Genomic DNA, 14,482 nt, shown 5'->3' with positions numbered 1-14,482 from the left:
CCGTGAGCACTGTCCAGACGGGCGCGCTTCCCGAGTCGTTCGAACCCACGGATCTCGAGCCGCCGAACAAGCCGAAGAAGGCCAAGAAGGCAGCCAGCGGCGACGCCGCCGGAGCCCTGAACTCACGCTGGGCCTCGCTCGTCGCGGTCGTCATCGCCGTCCTGTGGACGACGCCCACCCTCGGTCTGCTCGTGACGTCGTTCCGCAGCCAGCGCGACATCAACCGCAGTGGCTGGTGGACGGCCCTGACCGACCCTGGCGCCTTCACGCTGGAGAACTACCGCCAGGCCCTCGCACCGGGCACCTCCGCGAGCCTGAGCCAGTACTTCATCAACACCATCGTCATCACCGTCCCGGCGGTGCTTCTACCGCTCTTCCTCGCCTCGCTGGCGGCCTACGCCTTCGCCTGGATGCCGTTCCGAGGGCGCGACGCGATCTTCGTCGCAGTGTTCGCCCTCCAGATCGTCCCTCTGCAGATCGCCCTCATCCCCCTGCTCGACATCTACACCAACAAGCTGGGGTTCGGGGCGTCCTACTGGAGCGTGTGGCTGTCTCACACGATCTTCGCCTTGCCACTCGCGACCTTCCTGATCCACAACTTCATGCGCGAGCTCCCGGGCGAGCTGATGGAGGCGGCTCGCGTCGACGGAGCCGGGCACGTGACGATCTTCTTCAAGATCATGCTTCCCCTGCTCACCCCGGCTCTGGCGGCGTTCGGGATCTTCCAGTTCCTCTGGGTCTGGAACGACCTGCTCGTCTCGTTGATCTTCCTCGGAGGATCGCCGGACGTCGCGCCGATCACCGTGCGGGTGGCCGAGCTCTCCGGATCTCGCGGCAGTGCCTGGTACCTCCTGTCGGCCGGTGCGTTCATCTCGATGATCGTCCCCGTCGCCGTGTTCCTGGCCCTGCAGCGGTTCTTCGTCCGAGGCCTCCTCGCAGGCGGCCTGAAGGGCTGACATGACTGCTCCAGACCGCCGCCGGCGGATGAGCACGATCACAGATGTTGCGCGGGAGGCCGGGGTCTCCGTGGCCACGGTCTCCCGCGCCCTCCGTGGGCTCGACCGGGTGAGCCCGCGCACCCGTGAGCGGGTGTTCAAGGTGGCCACGGAGCTCGACTACGTCGCCAGCCCGACGGCGACGTCACTCGCGTCCGGACGCACCCAGGTCGTCGGAGTCGTGGCGCCCTTCCTCACCCGGTGGTTCTTTGCGACCCTCGTGAGTGCCATCGAGAAGACCCTGCGGCAGCACGGACACCACGTCCTGCTCTTCGACCTCGAGGACGACACCTACGACCAGCGGCTCCCGCTGTCGCAGAACATGCTGTGGAAGCGCGTCGACGGTGTCATCACCCTCAACCTGCCCCTGACCGTGCAGGAGCTCGAGCTCGTCGACCGTCTCGGCCTGCCCCTCGTCGCCATCGGGACCCCGGTCGCCGACCGGCCCAACGTCCGCATCGACGAGGACCTCGCGATGCGCACCGCCACCGAGCACCTGGTGTCCCTGGGGCACCAGCGCATCGCCTACATCGGCACCGTCCCGTCCAACGCGGCGCACATCCAGACCCCGCAGGCGCGCCTGGACGCGTTCCGGGACGTCATGCGCGCACACGGGCTCCAGGAGCACCCGGACTGGATCCTGGAGTCCGACTGGACCGCGGACAGTGCCGCGGCGGACACGCGGACCCTGCTGGCGTCGGCGGACCGACCCACCGCCCTGGCTGCCGCCTCGGACGAGATGGCGATGGGCGCGATGGCCGCGGCACGGGCCGAGGGCCTCCGCGTCCCTGAGGACCTCTCCGTCATCGGTGTCGACGACCACGTCCTCAGCAACGTGCTCGGCCTGACGACGGTGCGCCAGGACGTCGCCGCCCAGGGCCGTGAGGCTGCCGAGATCCTCCTGCGGGCCTTGGGGGTCGACACCCCAGGTGGCGGCACGACCGAGGTCGTCGTGCCCACGGAGCTCATCGTGCGAGGAAGCACGGCGCCGCCCCCGCCCAGCTCCTGACTCCGCCACCCCTACGACCCGTCACGCAGACAAGACTGTGCCCCCAGGAAGGTCCTGGGGGCACGGTGACGTCTCGCGAGGCCTCGGTCAGGCGGCGCCGGCCTCAGTGGCGAGCGTGGTCGGGGTCGCCGAGCTCCTCCGGGTCACGCATGTAGGTCTTCTTGGCGAAGAAGAACCGGTTGGCCAGCCACGTGATCGCCCACAGGACGACTCCGATGGCCAAGAGGCCCCCCGCGATCTTGTACTGGATCGTGTCACGCCCGGTCCACGGACCCACGAAGAACGCGCAGACGATGGCGCCGATGATGGGCAGCGCCGTCGGGGCGACGAAGTGCTTCCGGTTGATCTTGTCCTTGCGCAGGACGAGCACGCAGACGTTGACGATGCTGAACACCCCGAGCAGCAGCAGCGCAGTGGTGCCACCCAGTGCCGCGATGATCGGCGAGTCCGACCGGGTCGACACGAAGTAGATGAGCCCGAAGGAGATGGCCGTGGTGAAGAGGATGGCCGCCCACGGGGTCCGGCGCTCGGCGTGCACCTTGCCGAGGAACGGCGGGAGCACCTCCTGCTTGGCCATGCCGTAGAGCAGGCGGCTGGCCATGAGCATGTTGATCAGCGCCGAGTTGGCCACGGCGAACATGCCGATGAACGGGAACACCTTGTCGAACGGGACGTTGGGTGCGCCCGCCGCCACGACCTGGGTGAGGGCCGACTCGTTGTCGGGGTTCGCCAGCTCCCCCACGGGCACGAGTGCGACGGCCGTGATCGAGACGAGGACGTAGATGAGGCCGGTGATGCCGAGGCCGGTAAGCATGACCCGCGGGAAGTCCCGGACCGGGTCCTTGGTCTCCTCGGCCATGTTGACCGAGTCCTCGAAGCCGACCATGGCGAAGAACGCGAGTGACGTGGCTGCGGTGATGGCGAAGAACGTGCTCTTGTCGCTCGGGCTGTCGAAGACGACGGCCCGTGAGAAGTCCGCCTTGCCCTGGGTCACGGCATACAGGCCGATGAAGATGATGAGGAGCAGACCCGAGAGCTCGACCATCGTCAGGACGACGTTGGCCTTGACGCTCTCGCTGACCCCGCGGAAGTTGATCGCCGCGACGAGCGCCATGAAGCCGAGCGCGATGATGAGCAGGGGCGTGCTTCCCGCCTCCCACTCCGTCCCGAGGCCGTCGCGCAGGAAGCCCGCGAAGGCGTTGGACGCGGTCGAGGCCGAGGTGATGCCCGAGCACATCACCGCGAAGCACACGATGAACGTCACGAAGTGCACTCCGAAGGCCTTATGCGTGTAGAGCGCTGCACCGGCCGCCTGCGGGTACTTCGTCACGAGCTCGAGGTAGGAGAAGGCCGTGATCGTCGCAATGACGAACGCGACGAGGAATGGGGCCCAGGCCGCACCGCCGACCTCACCCGCGACGGTGCCGGTCAGGGCGTAGACACCTGTCCCGAGGATGTCACCGACAATGAAGAGCAGGAGCAGCTTGGGTCCCATGACCCGGTTGAGCTCGGGCTCTCCGTTGCGTGGTGCGTCGATCACTCCCGTGTCGCCGCGATCGTCGATGTGACCACTCATGTGCACGCCCTCCTGATGCGGCCCCGGGTGTCCGACGCCTGTATCGGCTTACTGTGGCCCAGATCACGGCTCAGGGCAACGCAAACGCGCCGGTATGCCGTGAGTTCGCCGAATGCGTTCCGTGAGCCTCCATCCACGGCGAAAGTGAGGTGTGGCCGGCTCAGGCGTCGATGCGCTCCCGGTCGAGCCGGGCCGAGCCCTGCACGATGAAGTCGCGGCGCGGCGCCACCTCGTTGCCCATGAGCAGCTCGAAGATTTGCTCGGCCTTCTCGGCGTCGGCCATCGTGACCTTGCGCAGGGTGCGGTGGCGCGGGTCCATGGTGGTCTCGGCCAGCTGGTCGGCGTCCATCTCGCCCAGCCCCTTGTAGCGCTGCATGGGCTGCTTGATGTTGCGGCCCTTCCTCGTGAGGGAGGCGACGGTCTTGCGCATCTCTCCCTCGGAGTAGGTGTAGATGAGCTCGCCCTTGCGCGCCCCCACGCCCGACACCTCGATGCGATGCAGTGGTGGCACCGCGGCATACACCCGCCCCGCCTCCACGAGGGGCCGCATGTAGCGGAAGAACAGGGTGAGCAGCAGGGTGCGGATGTGGGCGCCGTCGACGTCGGCGTCGGTCATGATGATGACCTTGCCGTAGCGCGTGGACTCGAGGTCGAACGTCCGCCCCGAACCGGCGCCCAGCACCTGGATGATCGCGGCGCACTCGGCGTTGCCGAGCATGTCGGTCAGTGAGGCCTTCTGGACGTTGAGGATCTTGCCCCGGATGGGCAGGAGCGCCTGGACGTCGGAGTCGCGGGCCAGCTTGGCGGTGCCGAGGGCGCTGTCACCCTCGACGATGAAGAGCTCGGTGCGGTCGACGTCGTTGCTCCGGCAGTCAGCGAGCTTGGCCGGCAGCGACGAGGTCTCGAGCGCGTTCTTCTTGCGCTGGGTCTCCTTGTGCAACCGCGCACTGATGCGCGACTTCATCTCGGCAGTGACCTTCTCGAGGAGCATGGCCGCCTGCTGCTTCTCGCCGCGCTTGGTCGACGTGAGGTTGGTGGTGAGCTCCTTCTCGACGACTCGGCCGACGATGGCGCGCACGGCGTTGGTGCCGAGCACCTCCTTGGTCTGACCCTCGAACTGGGGCTCGGCGAGGCGCACGGTCACCACGGCCGTGAGCCCCGCGAGGATGTCGTCCTTGTCGACCTTGTCGCTGCCGACCTTGAGGCGACGGGCGTTGACCTCGAGCTGCTTGCGGAAGACCTTGAGCAGGGCCTGCTCGAAGCCCACCATGTGCGTGCCGCCCTTGGGCGTCGCGATGATGTTGACGAAGGAGCTGATCCTGGCGTCGTAGCCGGTGCCCCAGCGCACCGCGATGTCGACCTCGCACTCGCGCTCGACCTCCTGCGGGGACATGTGGCCCTTGGAGTCGAGGACGGGCACGGTCTCGGTGAAGCTGCCGGTGCCCTGGAGCCGCCACACGTCGGTGACCGACGGGTCGGGTGCGAGGAACTCGGCGAACTCGCTGATGCCGCCGTCGTGGAAGAAGACCTCCTCGTGCGGACCGGCCTCGCCCGCGGTCCCGGGGAGCCGGCGTTCGTCGCGGATCATCAGGGTGAGCCCGGGGACGAGGAACGACGTCTGCCGCGCGCGCGCGACGAGTCCCTCGTAGTCGAACTCGGCGTCCTTGATGAAGATCTGCGGATCGGCCCAGTAGCGGATGCGCGTGCCCGTGACACCGCGCTTCGCCTTGCCGATGATCGCGAGCTCGCTGGTCCGCTCGTAGGGCTTGAACTCGTGCTCGGGGCTCTTGTCGGCGCTCGCCACGTCGGGGAAGTAGCCGGGCTCACCGCGGCGGAAGCTCATCGCATAGGTGTTGCCACCCCGGTCGACCTCGACGTCGAGGCGGGCGGAGAGGGCGTTGACGACCGAGGCGCCCACCCCGTGGAGGCCTCCGGAGGCGGTGTAGGACCCGCCACCGAACTTGCCACCGGCGTGCAGCTTGGTGAAGACGACCTCGACCCCGGTGAGCCCGGTGCGGGGCTCGATGTCGACGGGGATGCCACGCGCGACGTCCCGGACCTCGACCGAGCCGTCCTGGTGCAGGATCACCTCGATGCGGTCACCGTGGCCACCGAGGGCCTCGTCGACGGCGTTGTCGATGATCTCCCAGAGACAGTGCATGAGACCGCGGCTGTCGGTCGACCCGATGTACATGCCCGGCCGCTTGCGCACGGCCTCGAGGCCCTCGAGGACCTGGAGGTGGTGCGCGCTGTAGTCGGACGAGGTCTTGCTCGTCGCGGCCTTCTTGGCCGGGGACGTGGGGCTCATGCGTTCCTTCGGGTCGTGCGTGGCGGGGTCGGGAGGCGGATGCCGCCTGTGCCGCTGGTCAGCGCGTCGTGCGTGTTGCCTCGCGTTGCGCTCAGGCTAGCTCCGGCCACCGACCACCCCACCGAGGCGCGCTGTCCGACCCGTGGGGAAGAATCGTGTCGTCGGCATCGGATCGGTCACAACGCGAGCACTTCCCGCGCAGGAACAGGTCGGCATGTTTGACTGTTACAACGCTCGACGCCCACGCATCCGCCGTGGGCGCAACTGACGAGATCAGCCGAGGAGGCCGATGTGACCACCGCACTGGCACCCACCCTGACCGCTGCGGACCGCTGTGACCGCTGCGGTGCCCAGGCCTATGTTCGGGCGACGCTCCACGTCGGGGGTGAGCTGCTCTTCTGCGCTCACCACGGGCGCGAGCACCTTCCGAAGCTCCGCGACCACGCGGACATCACCGACGAGAGCGACCGGCTCACGGAGCCGCCCAGCGTCGCAGACATCGACGTCTGACGCCGCACGCGTGAACCTCCTGCCGGAGGGCACCAGCGTCTGGGTGCCGGCGATCCTCATCTTCGTGGGGATCGTCGGCATCGTCGTCCCGGTCGTCCCCGGCCTCCTGCTCGCCGTGCTCGGCGTGCTGCTGTGGGCCTACGAGACCGGCGGCCCCACGGCCTGGACGTTCTTCGGGGTGTGCCTGGCGATCTATCTCGCCGGCGTCGTGATCCAGTTCCTCGTGCCGGGCAGGCGCCTGCGCGAGCAGGGCGTGAAGACGACCACCCTCCTGTTGGCCGTCGTCCTCGGCATCGTCGGGATGTTCGTCATCCCAGTCATCGGCTTCATCATCGGCTTCGTGCTCGGGATCTTCCTCGTCGAGCAGAGCCGCAGCCGGGACCGCGCTCAGGCGTGGGCACGCACCAGAAGTGCAGTCCGGGCCGTCATCACGAGCATGGGCATCGAGCTCTGCGCCGGACTGCTCATCGCGGTCACCTGGGTTCTCGGCGTCCTCGCCACCTGACCGCGCCCCACTTCAGGCCGCGCCTTTATTGGGTGACCCGATAAAGGGGCGGCCGACCCGACTTGCCAACCGGGGTCGAGCGGACCATCATCGGGTCACCCGATGATGCGGCAACTGCGGGCGGTATGCCGTCCGCCCAGGTGCGCGTGTCCGAGGACCGTCGATCGGACCTAGTTCCAGCCGTCCTGGCCTCGGCGGTCCCACCGGTTGTCGAGCTTGTCCATGAACCCGGATCCGCTCTTCTGCTTGCGCCCGCTCGACGCCGGCCCGGTCGAGCCGTCGTGGCGCACGACCGCGAGCTTGCCGCGTCGTGGCGGGGTGAGGGCGAACGCGACGGCGGCGACCATCACCGCGAAGCCGGCCGCGCCGACCCACATCGTCGTCTGGATGCCCACGAGGACGAGACCCAGACCCACGAGCACACCGACGATGCCGATGATCCACCGCAGACGCGTGGGGCCACCGCGTCGGGTGCCCTCCATGCTGGAGGCGAACTTGGGGTCTTCGGCGACCAGGGCCTGCTCCAACTGCTCGAGCATTCGCTGCTCGTGCTCTGACAGCGGCACGGCGTCCTCCTGGTGTGCGGCGTGGGTGGTGTCGTGTCATTGATCTTCCACCAATGACAACGCTTGGCGCCGCGGTTTCGTTGCTTCGCCAGCTGCGGTGCTGGTTCTTCCTAGGATAGGTCCCGATCGTCGCTGGGGGAAGGTTGGCCCCGGTCAATCAAACTCGCAGGTCGCACGGAGCCCGCACCGAAGCGGGCGCTCGCCCGGTCGACGGCCCGGTCGGCGTCCCGCCACCCGTGATCGGCCTCGCCGAGCATGCCCTGGATCGGAGCCTGCTCGACCGCCACCAGCTTCTCGAGCCGCACGCCGACGAGCCTGATCCGGGCCCGCTGCAGCCCGAGGGCGTCGAACAGCGAGGTCGCGGTCTCATAGATCTCACGGCTGGTGTCGGTCGGCTCGCGCAGCGTGCGGGCCCGGGTGATCGTCGTGAAGTCCGAGAACCTCACCTTGATCGACACCGTGCGGCCGGTGAGCCGAGCCCCTCGGAGCCGCGCTGCGACCCGGTCGCTCAGCTTGAGCAGGTGCCGGTGGATCTCTCGCGGGTCGTCGATGTCGTACTCGAAGGTCTCGTCGGCGCCGATGCTCTTCTCTCGCTGCTCCCGCTGCACCGACCGCGGGTCACGTCCCCAGGCGAGCTCGTAGAGGTGGTTGCCGGTCGCCTCACCCAGCCCACGGACGAGGGTCGGCAGAGGGGTGTGCGCGATGTCGGCGACGGTGCGCAGCCCGAGCCGGGTGAGCTGCTCCTCGGTCTTCTCCCCCACTCCCCACAGCGCGCCGACGGGCAGCTGCTGGACGAAGGGGATGACCTCGTCGCGCGGCACGACGACCATGCCGTCGGGCTTGGCCAGACCGGACGCGATCTTGGCCACGAACTTCGTCGACGCCACCCCGACCGAGCAGGTGATGCCCTGCTCGTCGTGGATCGTGTCCCGGATCTGCGCCCCGATCAGGGCGGGCGACCCCAGCCGTCGGATGGCGCCCGACACGTCGAGGAAGGCCTCGTCGAGCGACAACGGCTCGATGTCGGGGGTCACCGAGCGGAAGGTCTCCATTACCGCGGACGAGATCGCGGCATACAGGCGGTGATCCGGCGGCAGGACCGTCGCCTGCGGGCAGAGCCGCCGCGCACGCGTCATCGGCATCGCCGAGGCCACCCCGAAGCGGCGGGCTTCGTAGGTCGCAGACAGGACGACTCCCCTGTTGCCGCCGCCGATGATGACGGGGGTGCCGACGAGCTCGGGGTGCGAGAGCAACGTCGCCATGGCATAGAAGGCGTCCATGTCGACGTGCAGGATCGTGCACCCGGTGTCGTCGGGTGGCTCGTTCGAGGACCGACCGGGGAGGCTGAACTGGCGACGGCTCATGGCCGCTCTCAGGGCCGGGTGGCGATGACGTGCAGCGAGGTGCCGAGGTCAGCGAGGACGGCGAAGTCCGGGTGGGCCGCCACGGCACGCTCGAGGTCGAGGAGTGCGGCGCGGTCGGCGTCGGAGTCCACGAGCGCCGAGGGGACGAGGTCGCTGAAGAGACGTATGCCGTGTGCGCCCGTGATCGTGAGGCCGGCGGCCTCGAGGAGGCCGACGACGCCTGCCCTGTCGAACCGGCGCGGGACGGGATCGGCGTCGCCCCAGCGTCCATCGGGACGGTCGAGAGCCGCGCGAGCCTGGGCGAACTGGCCGGCGAGGGCACGGGCGATGACGGCTGCGGACCGCTGGGGGACGACGAGGCTGAGGATGCCGGAGGGCGCGAGAACCTCGGCGATCTGGGCGAGGGTCGCCTCCGGGTCGTCGACGTACTCGAGGGTGCCGTGGCACAGGACGAGGTCGGGTCGGTCGCGGCCCACGAGGGACGACAAGGTCTCGGCGTCACCCTGCACGGCGCTGACCCGCGACGACGCCTGGGCCTCGGTGGCGCGACGGCGCAGGGAGGCCAAGGCGTCCGGGCTGGGGTCGACGACCGTGACGTCGTGACCGGCGACGGCGAGTGGGACGGCGAGGCCGCCGGTGCCGCCACCGAGGTCGATGACCCGCAGGGGGCGTCCGAGCAGGGCGCTGCGGGCGCGGACGACCTCGTCGACCGCCGCCCACATGGCTGCTGTCCGTGGTGAGGTCGAGACCCCGGTGCGGCGTGCGATCGTCGCGTCCTCGGTCACGATCCACCTCCTCGTCAGATGCCTCTGGGGCAGTGCGACCGGCCGGGTGCCTCGCGCCCCACCAGCCTAGTTGCCGCGCACGACAGCGTCCTCAGCCGACCGCCTTCCTGACGAGTGTCGCGACGAGCTTCTCGTTCGCGGCGTTGACCGCGGTGATGGCGAACACCGTCGGCCACATCGTGCCGTCGTCGAGGGCGGCCTCCTCGTTGAACCCGAGCTCCGAGTAGCGGACGTCGAACTTGGAGGCTGCCTTGAAGAAGCAGACGACCTTGCCGTCGGCGTTGGCGTAGGCCGGCATGCCGTACCAGGTCTTCGGCATGAGGTCGGGTGCGTTCTCGGTGACGATCCGGTGGATCGCCTCGGCGAGAGCTCGGTCGTCGTCGGGCATCTCCTTGATCTTGGACTCGAGGTCGGCCAGGCCCTTGGCCCGGTCCTTCTCGCCCTTGGCCTCGGCCCGCAGCTCCTTGGCGCGCTCCTTCATGGCGGCGCGCTCGTCGGCGCTGAAGCCGCTCTTGGTCGTGGTCTTCGTGGTCTTCGTGGCTGCTGTCCTGGTGGTCATGGAAGCACCGTAGGTTTGCGGGCCACGTCGCTGCTTCTCGATTCCTGACCGGTTCCCTTCCGGGGTCTCAGTGGCCGGAGCTGCCGGGGCTGGAGTGCCACAGCTTGCGCGACGGCGTGCCGTGCTCCGGGACGGCGACCGATCCGACGAGACGGCCGTCGGTGGTCGACGTGCCCGCGGGCTTGATGTCGGCATAGGGCGACTGCTTGAACCCGGACGCGTGCACGAGCACCCGGCGCCTCCCGCGGGAGTCGGCCTCGCGCTCCCCCACCTCGGCGCGGGCGATGGCCTCGGCGTCGGCACTCTCGAGCGCACGCACGACAGCAGCCTGACCACCGTCGCGCCAGGCATCCCAGAGCCCGGCGAGCTCCCAGGCACCGGTCGCACGGACCGAGATCCCGCGTGGGCCCGTTCGACGGACGACACCACGCACCAGCAGGAGCCAGGAGTGGAAGATCGTTGCGGCATACGGGCCCTGGACGTCCTCGAAGAAGGTCGCGTCGACGGGACCGGTGGAGTCGTCGAGGGTGAGGAAGACGACCCGGCGGCCCGACCGGATGGGTGGGGTCTGGGTCGCGACCTTGACCCCGGCGATCCACACCTCGCTGTTGCTGCGCGCTCCCAGCAGGTCGCGGCTGCGGACGACCCCGAGCGCGTCGAGCATCGGCCCGTAGAACTCGACGACGTGCGCCGAGGCGTCGAGCCCGAGGACGTCGAGCTCGGCCCGGACCCGCTCGGTGCCGGTCATCTCGGGCAGGCCGGTGCCGGGGGTGAGCTCGGGCCGGTCGCCGAGGTCGAGGGTGAGCTGCACCGACTGCTCGGCTGCAGCCACGACCGGCCGAGCTGCCTGTGACTGCGCCGCTGCCCGCTCCCGCACGAGGTCGTCGCGGAGGGTCGGCGGCGGGACCCGGCGACGCGACGACCGTCCCGTGCTCACCCGCTCCCACCGGTCTAGCTCACCGACGTGGAGCAGGAGGTCACGGCGGGTGATGCGACCGCGACGCCCCAGCCCGGAGCCCGAGACCCCGATGCCGTGCATGGAGTCGAAGGCACCGGCGAGGACGAGTCGTTCGACGACCGGCCGGCTCACCGTGGCACGTGACCAGAAGTCACCGAGGTTCGAGAACGGCTGTCCCGCAACGATGCTCGCGACCTCGGCACCACTGATGCCCTTGACGTCGGTAAGCGAGAGGCGGATGCCGTAGCCGCTTGCGTCGGGCAGGTCGGGGTGCACCGGGGTGAAGTCGCCCCTCCTGCCCTCGTCGAGCCGCTCGATGCGGTAGGTGTCGCCCGAGGCGTTGACGTCGAGCGCGAGGACGGCGATGCCGAGCGACCGGGCGTCGTCGAGGATGAGCCGCTTGGGATACATCCCCGGGTCGTGGGTGAGGACACCGGCGAGGAACGCCGCCGGGTGGTGGGTCTTGAGCCAGGCCGAGTGGTAGGTCGGGAGGGCGAAGGCTGCGGCGTGCGCCTTGCAGAACCCGAACGACGCAAAGGACTTGAGCACGGCCCAGATCTGGTCGACATCGTCCGGCGCATACCCTCGCGCCCGGGCCGCGGGACGCCACCACGCCTCGATGTCGAGCTGCCCCTGGGGAGTGCCCATCGTGCGGCGCACCTCGTCGGCCTGGGCCAGCGTCACCCCGGTCGTCTCGGCGACGATCCGCAGGACCTGCTCGTGGAAGACGACGACACCCTCGGTCTCGGCGAGGGTCGGCACGAGGGTCGGGTGGATGAGCTGGGGCTTGGACCAGCCGTGCCGGCTCTCGAGGAACGGGCGGATCATGTCGGACTTCACCGGCCCGGGGCGGAAGAGCGAGATGTCGATGATGAGGTCACCGAAGCGTTCGGGACCGAACTTGCCGATGAGCTCGCGCTGCCCCGGGCTCTCAATCTGGAAGCAGCCGAGGGTGTGGGCCGTGCGGATGAGCCGGAACGTCGCCTCGTCGTCGAGCGGCACCTGCCTCTCGTCGTCGAGGTCGACCTCGTCGCCGTCGACCCGCCTGACCTCGGCGACGGCGTGGGCCATCGCCGACTGCATCCGGATGCCGAGGACGTCGAGCTTGAGCAGGCCGAGGGTCTCGACGTCGTCCTTGTCGAAGTGGCTCATCGGGAAGCCGGGCCAGCTCGCCTCGACGGGCGTGCGGTCGAGCAGCCCGGCGTTGGACAGGACGACGCCGCACGGGTGCAGGGCGATGTGGCGAGGCAGCCCGTCGAGGCGTTCGACGAGCTCGAAGAAGGTGTCGAGGCGGGGCGCATCCAGCCCGCGAGAACGCAGCTCGGGTAGGTCGGCGATCGCACTGCGGGCGTCCTTGGCGCGGATGTGCGGGAACGCCTTGGCGATCTCGTCGATCTCGACGGGCGGCATCCCGAGTGCCGCACCGACGTCACGGATGGCGTGGCGCACCTTGTAGGTGTCCATCATCGACACGCAGGTCACCCGGTCACCGCCGAAGCGGTCGAGGATCGCCTCATAGATCTCGGTCCGCCGCGCCGACTCCACGTCGATGTCGATGTCGGGCAGCTCGGCGCGCAGCGGTGAGCAGAACCGCTCCATGAGCAGGTCGTGCCGGATCGGGTCGACCCCGCTGATGCCCAGCAGGTAGTTGACGAGCGACCCTGCCCCCGAGCCGCGAGCCGCGACGCGCACCCCCTTGGCCTTGATGAGGTCGGTCACCTCCGCGACCGTGAGGAAGTAGGTGGGGTACCCCAGGTCCGCGATGACGCGCAGCTCGTCGTCCAGACGGGACAGCACGGTATGCCGTGCCGCGTCCCCGATCTCGGGGAACCTTGCGCCCATCGCGGCTCGACAGCGCTCGGTGAGGACCTGGTGCGGGTCGACCCCGGCCTCGATGCCCAGGATGCTCGGCTCGGGCAGGTGGACGGCGCCGATGCCGAGGTCGCCGCGGGCGTCTTGGACGCACTCGTCGGCCAGTGCGAGCGTGGCGCCGACGAGCTGGGCGGCGCGGCCGTTGTCACCGGCGATCTCGAGGGCGCGCAGCCACATCTCCTCGCTGCTCGCGAGGTGACCGGCGTCGGTGACCCGGTCGAGGTGGCGTGAGTCGAGGACCACCAGCCGACGTGCGGCGTCGAGGATGTCGACGGTGCGCACCCCGTCGCGGTCGGCGTGCCGGACCGCTGCGGTGATGACGGCGGGGACGCGGGCCTCGTCGGCGAGGCCGAGCAGGTGGCGGGCGTGGACGCGGGAGCCGGGGGTCCCCTCGGGCCCACCGTTGCCGACGACCTCGATGGCGAGCGCCTCGGGTGGCAGGAGCGTCCGCCACCTCTCGAGCCGGGCTCGGGCCTCGACGGGGCGACGGGCGAGGAGCGCCCGACCCACGTCGGAGTCCGGTCCGAGGAGCACCCGCAGGCGACTTTGTGCCCCATGGGGACCATCCGCTCGATGGTCACCGATGCTGGAACGGTCCCAATGGGGCACAAAGTCGGAGTCGCCGCCGCGGCACCAGCGGGCGAGGAGGTCGGGCAGCGTCACGGGGACACCGCGCTCACCGCGCAGGTGGGTGTCTGTGACGAGCCGGCACAGGGCAGCCCAACCGAGCCCGGGACCGGTGCCCGCAGCCCGTCCCCGGGCGAGCACGGTGACCCGCGGCAGCCGTGGGTCGACGACGGCGCCGCCACGCACCGGCGTGCGGGCCTTGCGCGCGGGGCGCCCCGTCACGGGCTCCCCGACGGCGAGGTCGACACCGAGGATGGGGTCGATGCCGGCCCGGCGACAGGCCATCGCGAACCGCACCGCGCCATAGAGACCGTCGCGGTCGGTGAGGGCCAGGGCAGGCTGCCCGTCGGCGGCGGCCCGTTCGACGAGGTCCTCCGGGGTCGAGGCGCCGAACCTCATCGAGAAGCCGGACGCGGCGTGCAGGTGGACGAAGTCGTTCATGCCGTCTCTCGAGCGGCGGCGAGGCGACGGGCAGCACGCTCGCCACGCGGCATACCCAGGGTGACGGTGACAAGCTCGACGAAGGTCTCGGCGGCGCGCAGCAGGTCGTCGGCCTCGCGCACCGACACCCGGACCGTGCGCGACTCGATCTCCTCGCGACGCACGGCCGCGAGGGCGAAGAAGTCGGCCCACTCGCCGAGCTCCGGGGCGTGGTTCGCGACCAGCGGCCACAGGTCCTGACGGCTGCGTCCGCGTCCGGAGTGACCGGCGACGAGGGCGGCGGCGGCCCGCATCGCGGCATCCTGGGAGGTGACGTAGCGAGCGGCAGCCAGCTCCGCGGCATACGCCTCGGCAAGGCACTGGCGGGACTGTTCGAGCAGGGCGAGGGCAGGGGCGGCACCCACGGC

General features: G+C 69.8%; 12 protein-coding genes. 4 read left to right on the top strand and 8 right to left on the bottom strand.

Annotated features, from left to right (window positions below; genetic code table 11):
* The first annotated feature begins 2 nt into the window (after positions 1 to 2).
* Together ACZZ98_RS16570 and ACZZ98_RS16565 are read left to right on the top strand one after the other, a co-directional pair.
* The gene (locus tag ACZZ98_RS16570) at positions 3 to 956 is read left to right on the top strand and encodes a carbohydrate ABC transporter permease (RefSeq protein ID WP_463517272.1); all 954 of its coding nucleotides are present in this window, start codon (positions 3 to 5) and stop codon (positions 954 to 956) included.
* Between the two features lie 28 nt (positions 957 to 984).
* On the top strand, positions 985 to 2,004 hold the full coding sequence (locus tag ACZZ98_RS16565; RefSeq protein ID WP_463517271.1) for a LacI family DNA-binding transcriptional regulator: 1,020 nt from the start codon (positions 985 to 987) through the stop codon (positions 2,002 to 2,004).
* A 103-nt stretch (positions 2,005 to 2,107) separates the two neighbouring features.
* On the opposite strand, the gene ACZZ98_RS16560 is transcribed toward ACZZ98_RS16565, so the two are convergent.
* Both ACZZ98_RS16560 and ACZZ98_RS16555 read right to left on the bottom strand, forming a co-directional pair.
* Positions 2,108 to 3,580 carry an APC family permease gene (locus ACZZ98_RS16560; RefSeq protein ID WP_463517270.1) on the bottom strand — a complete coding sequence of 491 codons (1,473 nt, stop codon included), beginning with the start codon at positions 3,578 to 3,580 and terminating at the stop codon, positions 2,108 to 2,110.
* Positions 3,581 to 3,740: 160 nt separating this feature from the next.
* Complete coding sequence (locus ACZZ98_RS16555; protein WP_463517269.1) at positions 3,741 to 5,888, bottom strand: DNA gyrase/topoisomerase IV subunit B; 2,148 nt, start codon at positions 5,886 to 5,888, stop codon at positions 3,741 to 3,743.
* 291 nt (positions 5,889 to 6,179) lie between these two features.
* On the opposite strand from ACZZ98_RS16555, the gene ACZZ98_RS16550 reads away from it, so the two are divergent.
* Both ACZZ98_RS16550 and ACZZ98_RS16545 read left to right on the top strand, forming a co-directional pair.
* Positions 6,180 to 6,398, top strand: a complete 219-nt coding sequence (locus ACZZ98_RS16550) for a DUF7455 domain-containing protein (protein WP_380089028.1) — start codon at positions 6,180 to 6,182, stop codon at positions 6,396 to 6,398.
* A gap of 10 nt (positions 6,399 to 6,408) precedes the next feature.
* Complete coding sequence (locus ACZZ98_RS16545; protein WP_463517268.1) at positions 6,409 to 6,903, top strand: DUF456 domain-containing protein; 495 nt, start codon at positions 6,409 to 6,411, stop codon at positions 6,901 to 6,903.
* A gap of 170 nt (positions 6,904 to 7,073) precedes the next feature.
* On the opposite strand, the gene ACZZ98_RS16540 is transcribed toward ACZZ98_RS16545, so the two are convergent.
* From ACZZ98_RS16540 to ACZZ98_RS16515, 6 genes are all read right to left on the bottom strand, one after another.
* Entirely contained in the window at positions 7,074 to 7,469 is a 396-nt protein-coding gene (locus tag ACZZ98_RS16540) for a DUF3040 domain-containing protein (protein ID WP_463517267.1), read from the bottom strand.
* A gap of 110 nt (positions 7,470 to 7,579) precedes the next feature.
* Entirely contained in the window at positions 7,580 to 8,833 is a 1,254-nt protein-coding gene (dinB, locus tag ACZZ98_RS16535) for a DNA polymerase IV (RefSeq protein WP_463517266.1), read from the bottom strand.
* 8 nt (positions 8,834 to 8,841) lie between these two features.
* Positions 8,842 to 9,618 (bottom strand): methyltransferase domain-containing protein, encoded by a 777-nt coding sequence (locus ACZZ98_RS16530; protein ID WP_463517265.1) that lies wholly within the window; start codon positions 9,616 to 9,618, stop codon positions 8,842 to 8,844.
* 91 nt (positions 9,619 to 9,709) lie between these two features.
* Positions 9,710 to 10,177: an iron chaperone gene (locus tag ACZZ98_RS16525; protein WP_463517264.1), complete on the bottom strand. Its 468-nt coding sequence runs from the start codon at positions 10,175 to 10,177 to the stop codon at positions 9,710 to 9,712.
* Between the two features lie 67 nt (positions 10,178 to 10,244).
* Positions 10,245 to 14,075, bottom strand: coding sequence for a DNA polymerase III subunit alpha (locus tag ACZZ98_RS16520; RefSeq protein WP_463517263.1), 3,831 nt, complete (start codon positions 14,073 to 14,075; stop codon positions 10,245 to 10,247).
* Positions 14,072 to 14,479 carry an SAV_6107 family HEPN domain-containing protein gene (locus ACZZ98_RS16515; RefSeq protein WP_463517262.1) on the bottom strand — a complete coding sequence of 136 codons (408 nt, stop codon included), beginning with the start codon at positions 14,477 to 14,479 and terminating at the stop codon, positions 14,072 to 14,074. Before ACZZ98_RS16515 ends, ACZZ98_RS16520 begins: the two co-directional genes overlap by 4 nt.
* Between the last annotated feature and the right edge of the window lie 3 nt (positions 14,480 to 14,482).

It is taken from the genome of Knoellia sp. AC549, from assembly GCF_979258975.1.
The sequence above is the reverse complement of the archived record's forward strand: the minus strand, read 5'-3'. Positions and strand labels throughout refer to the sequence as shown.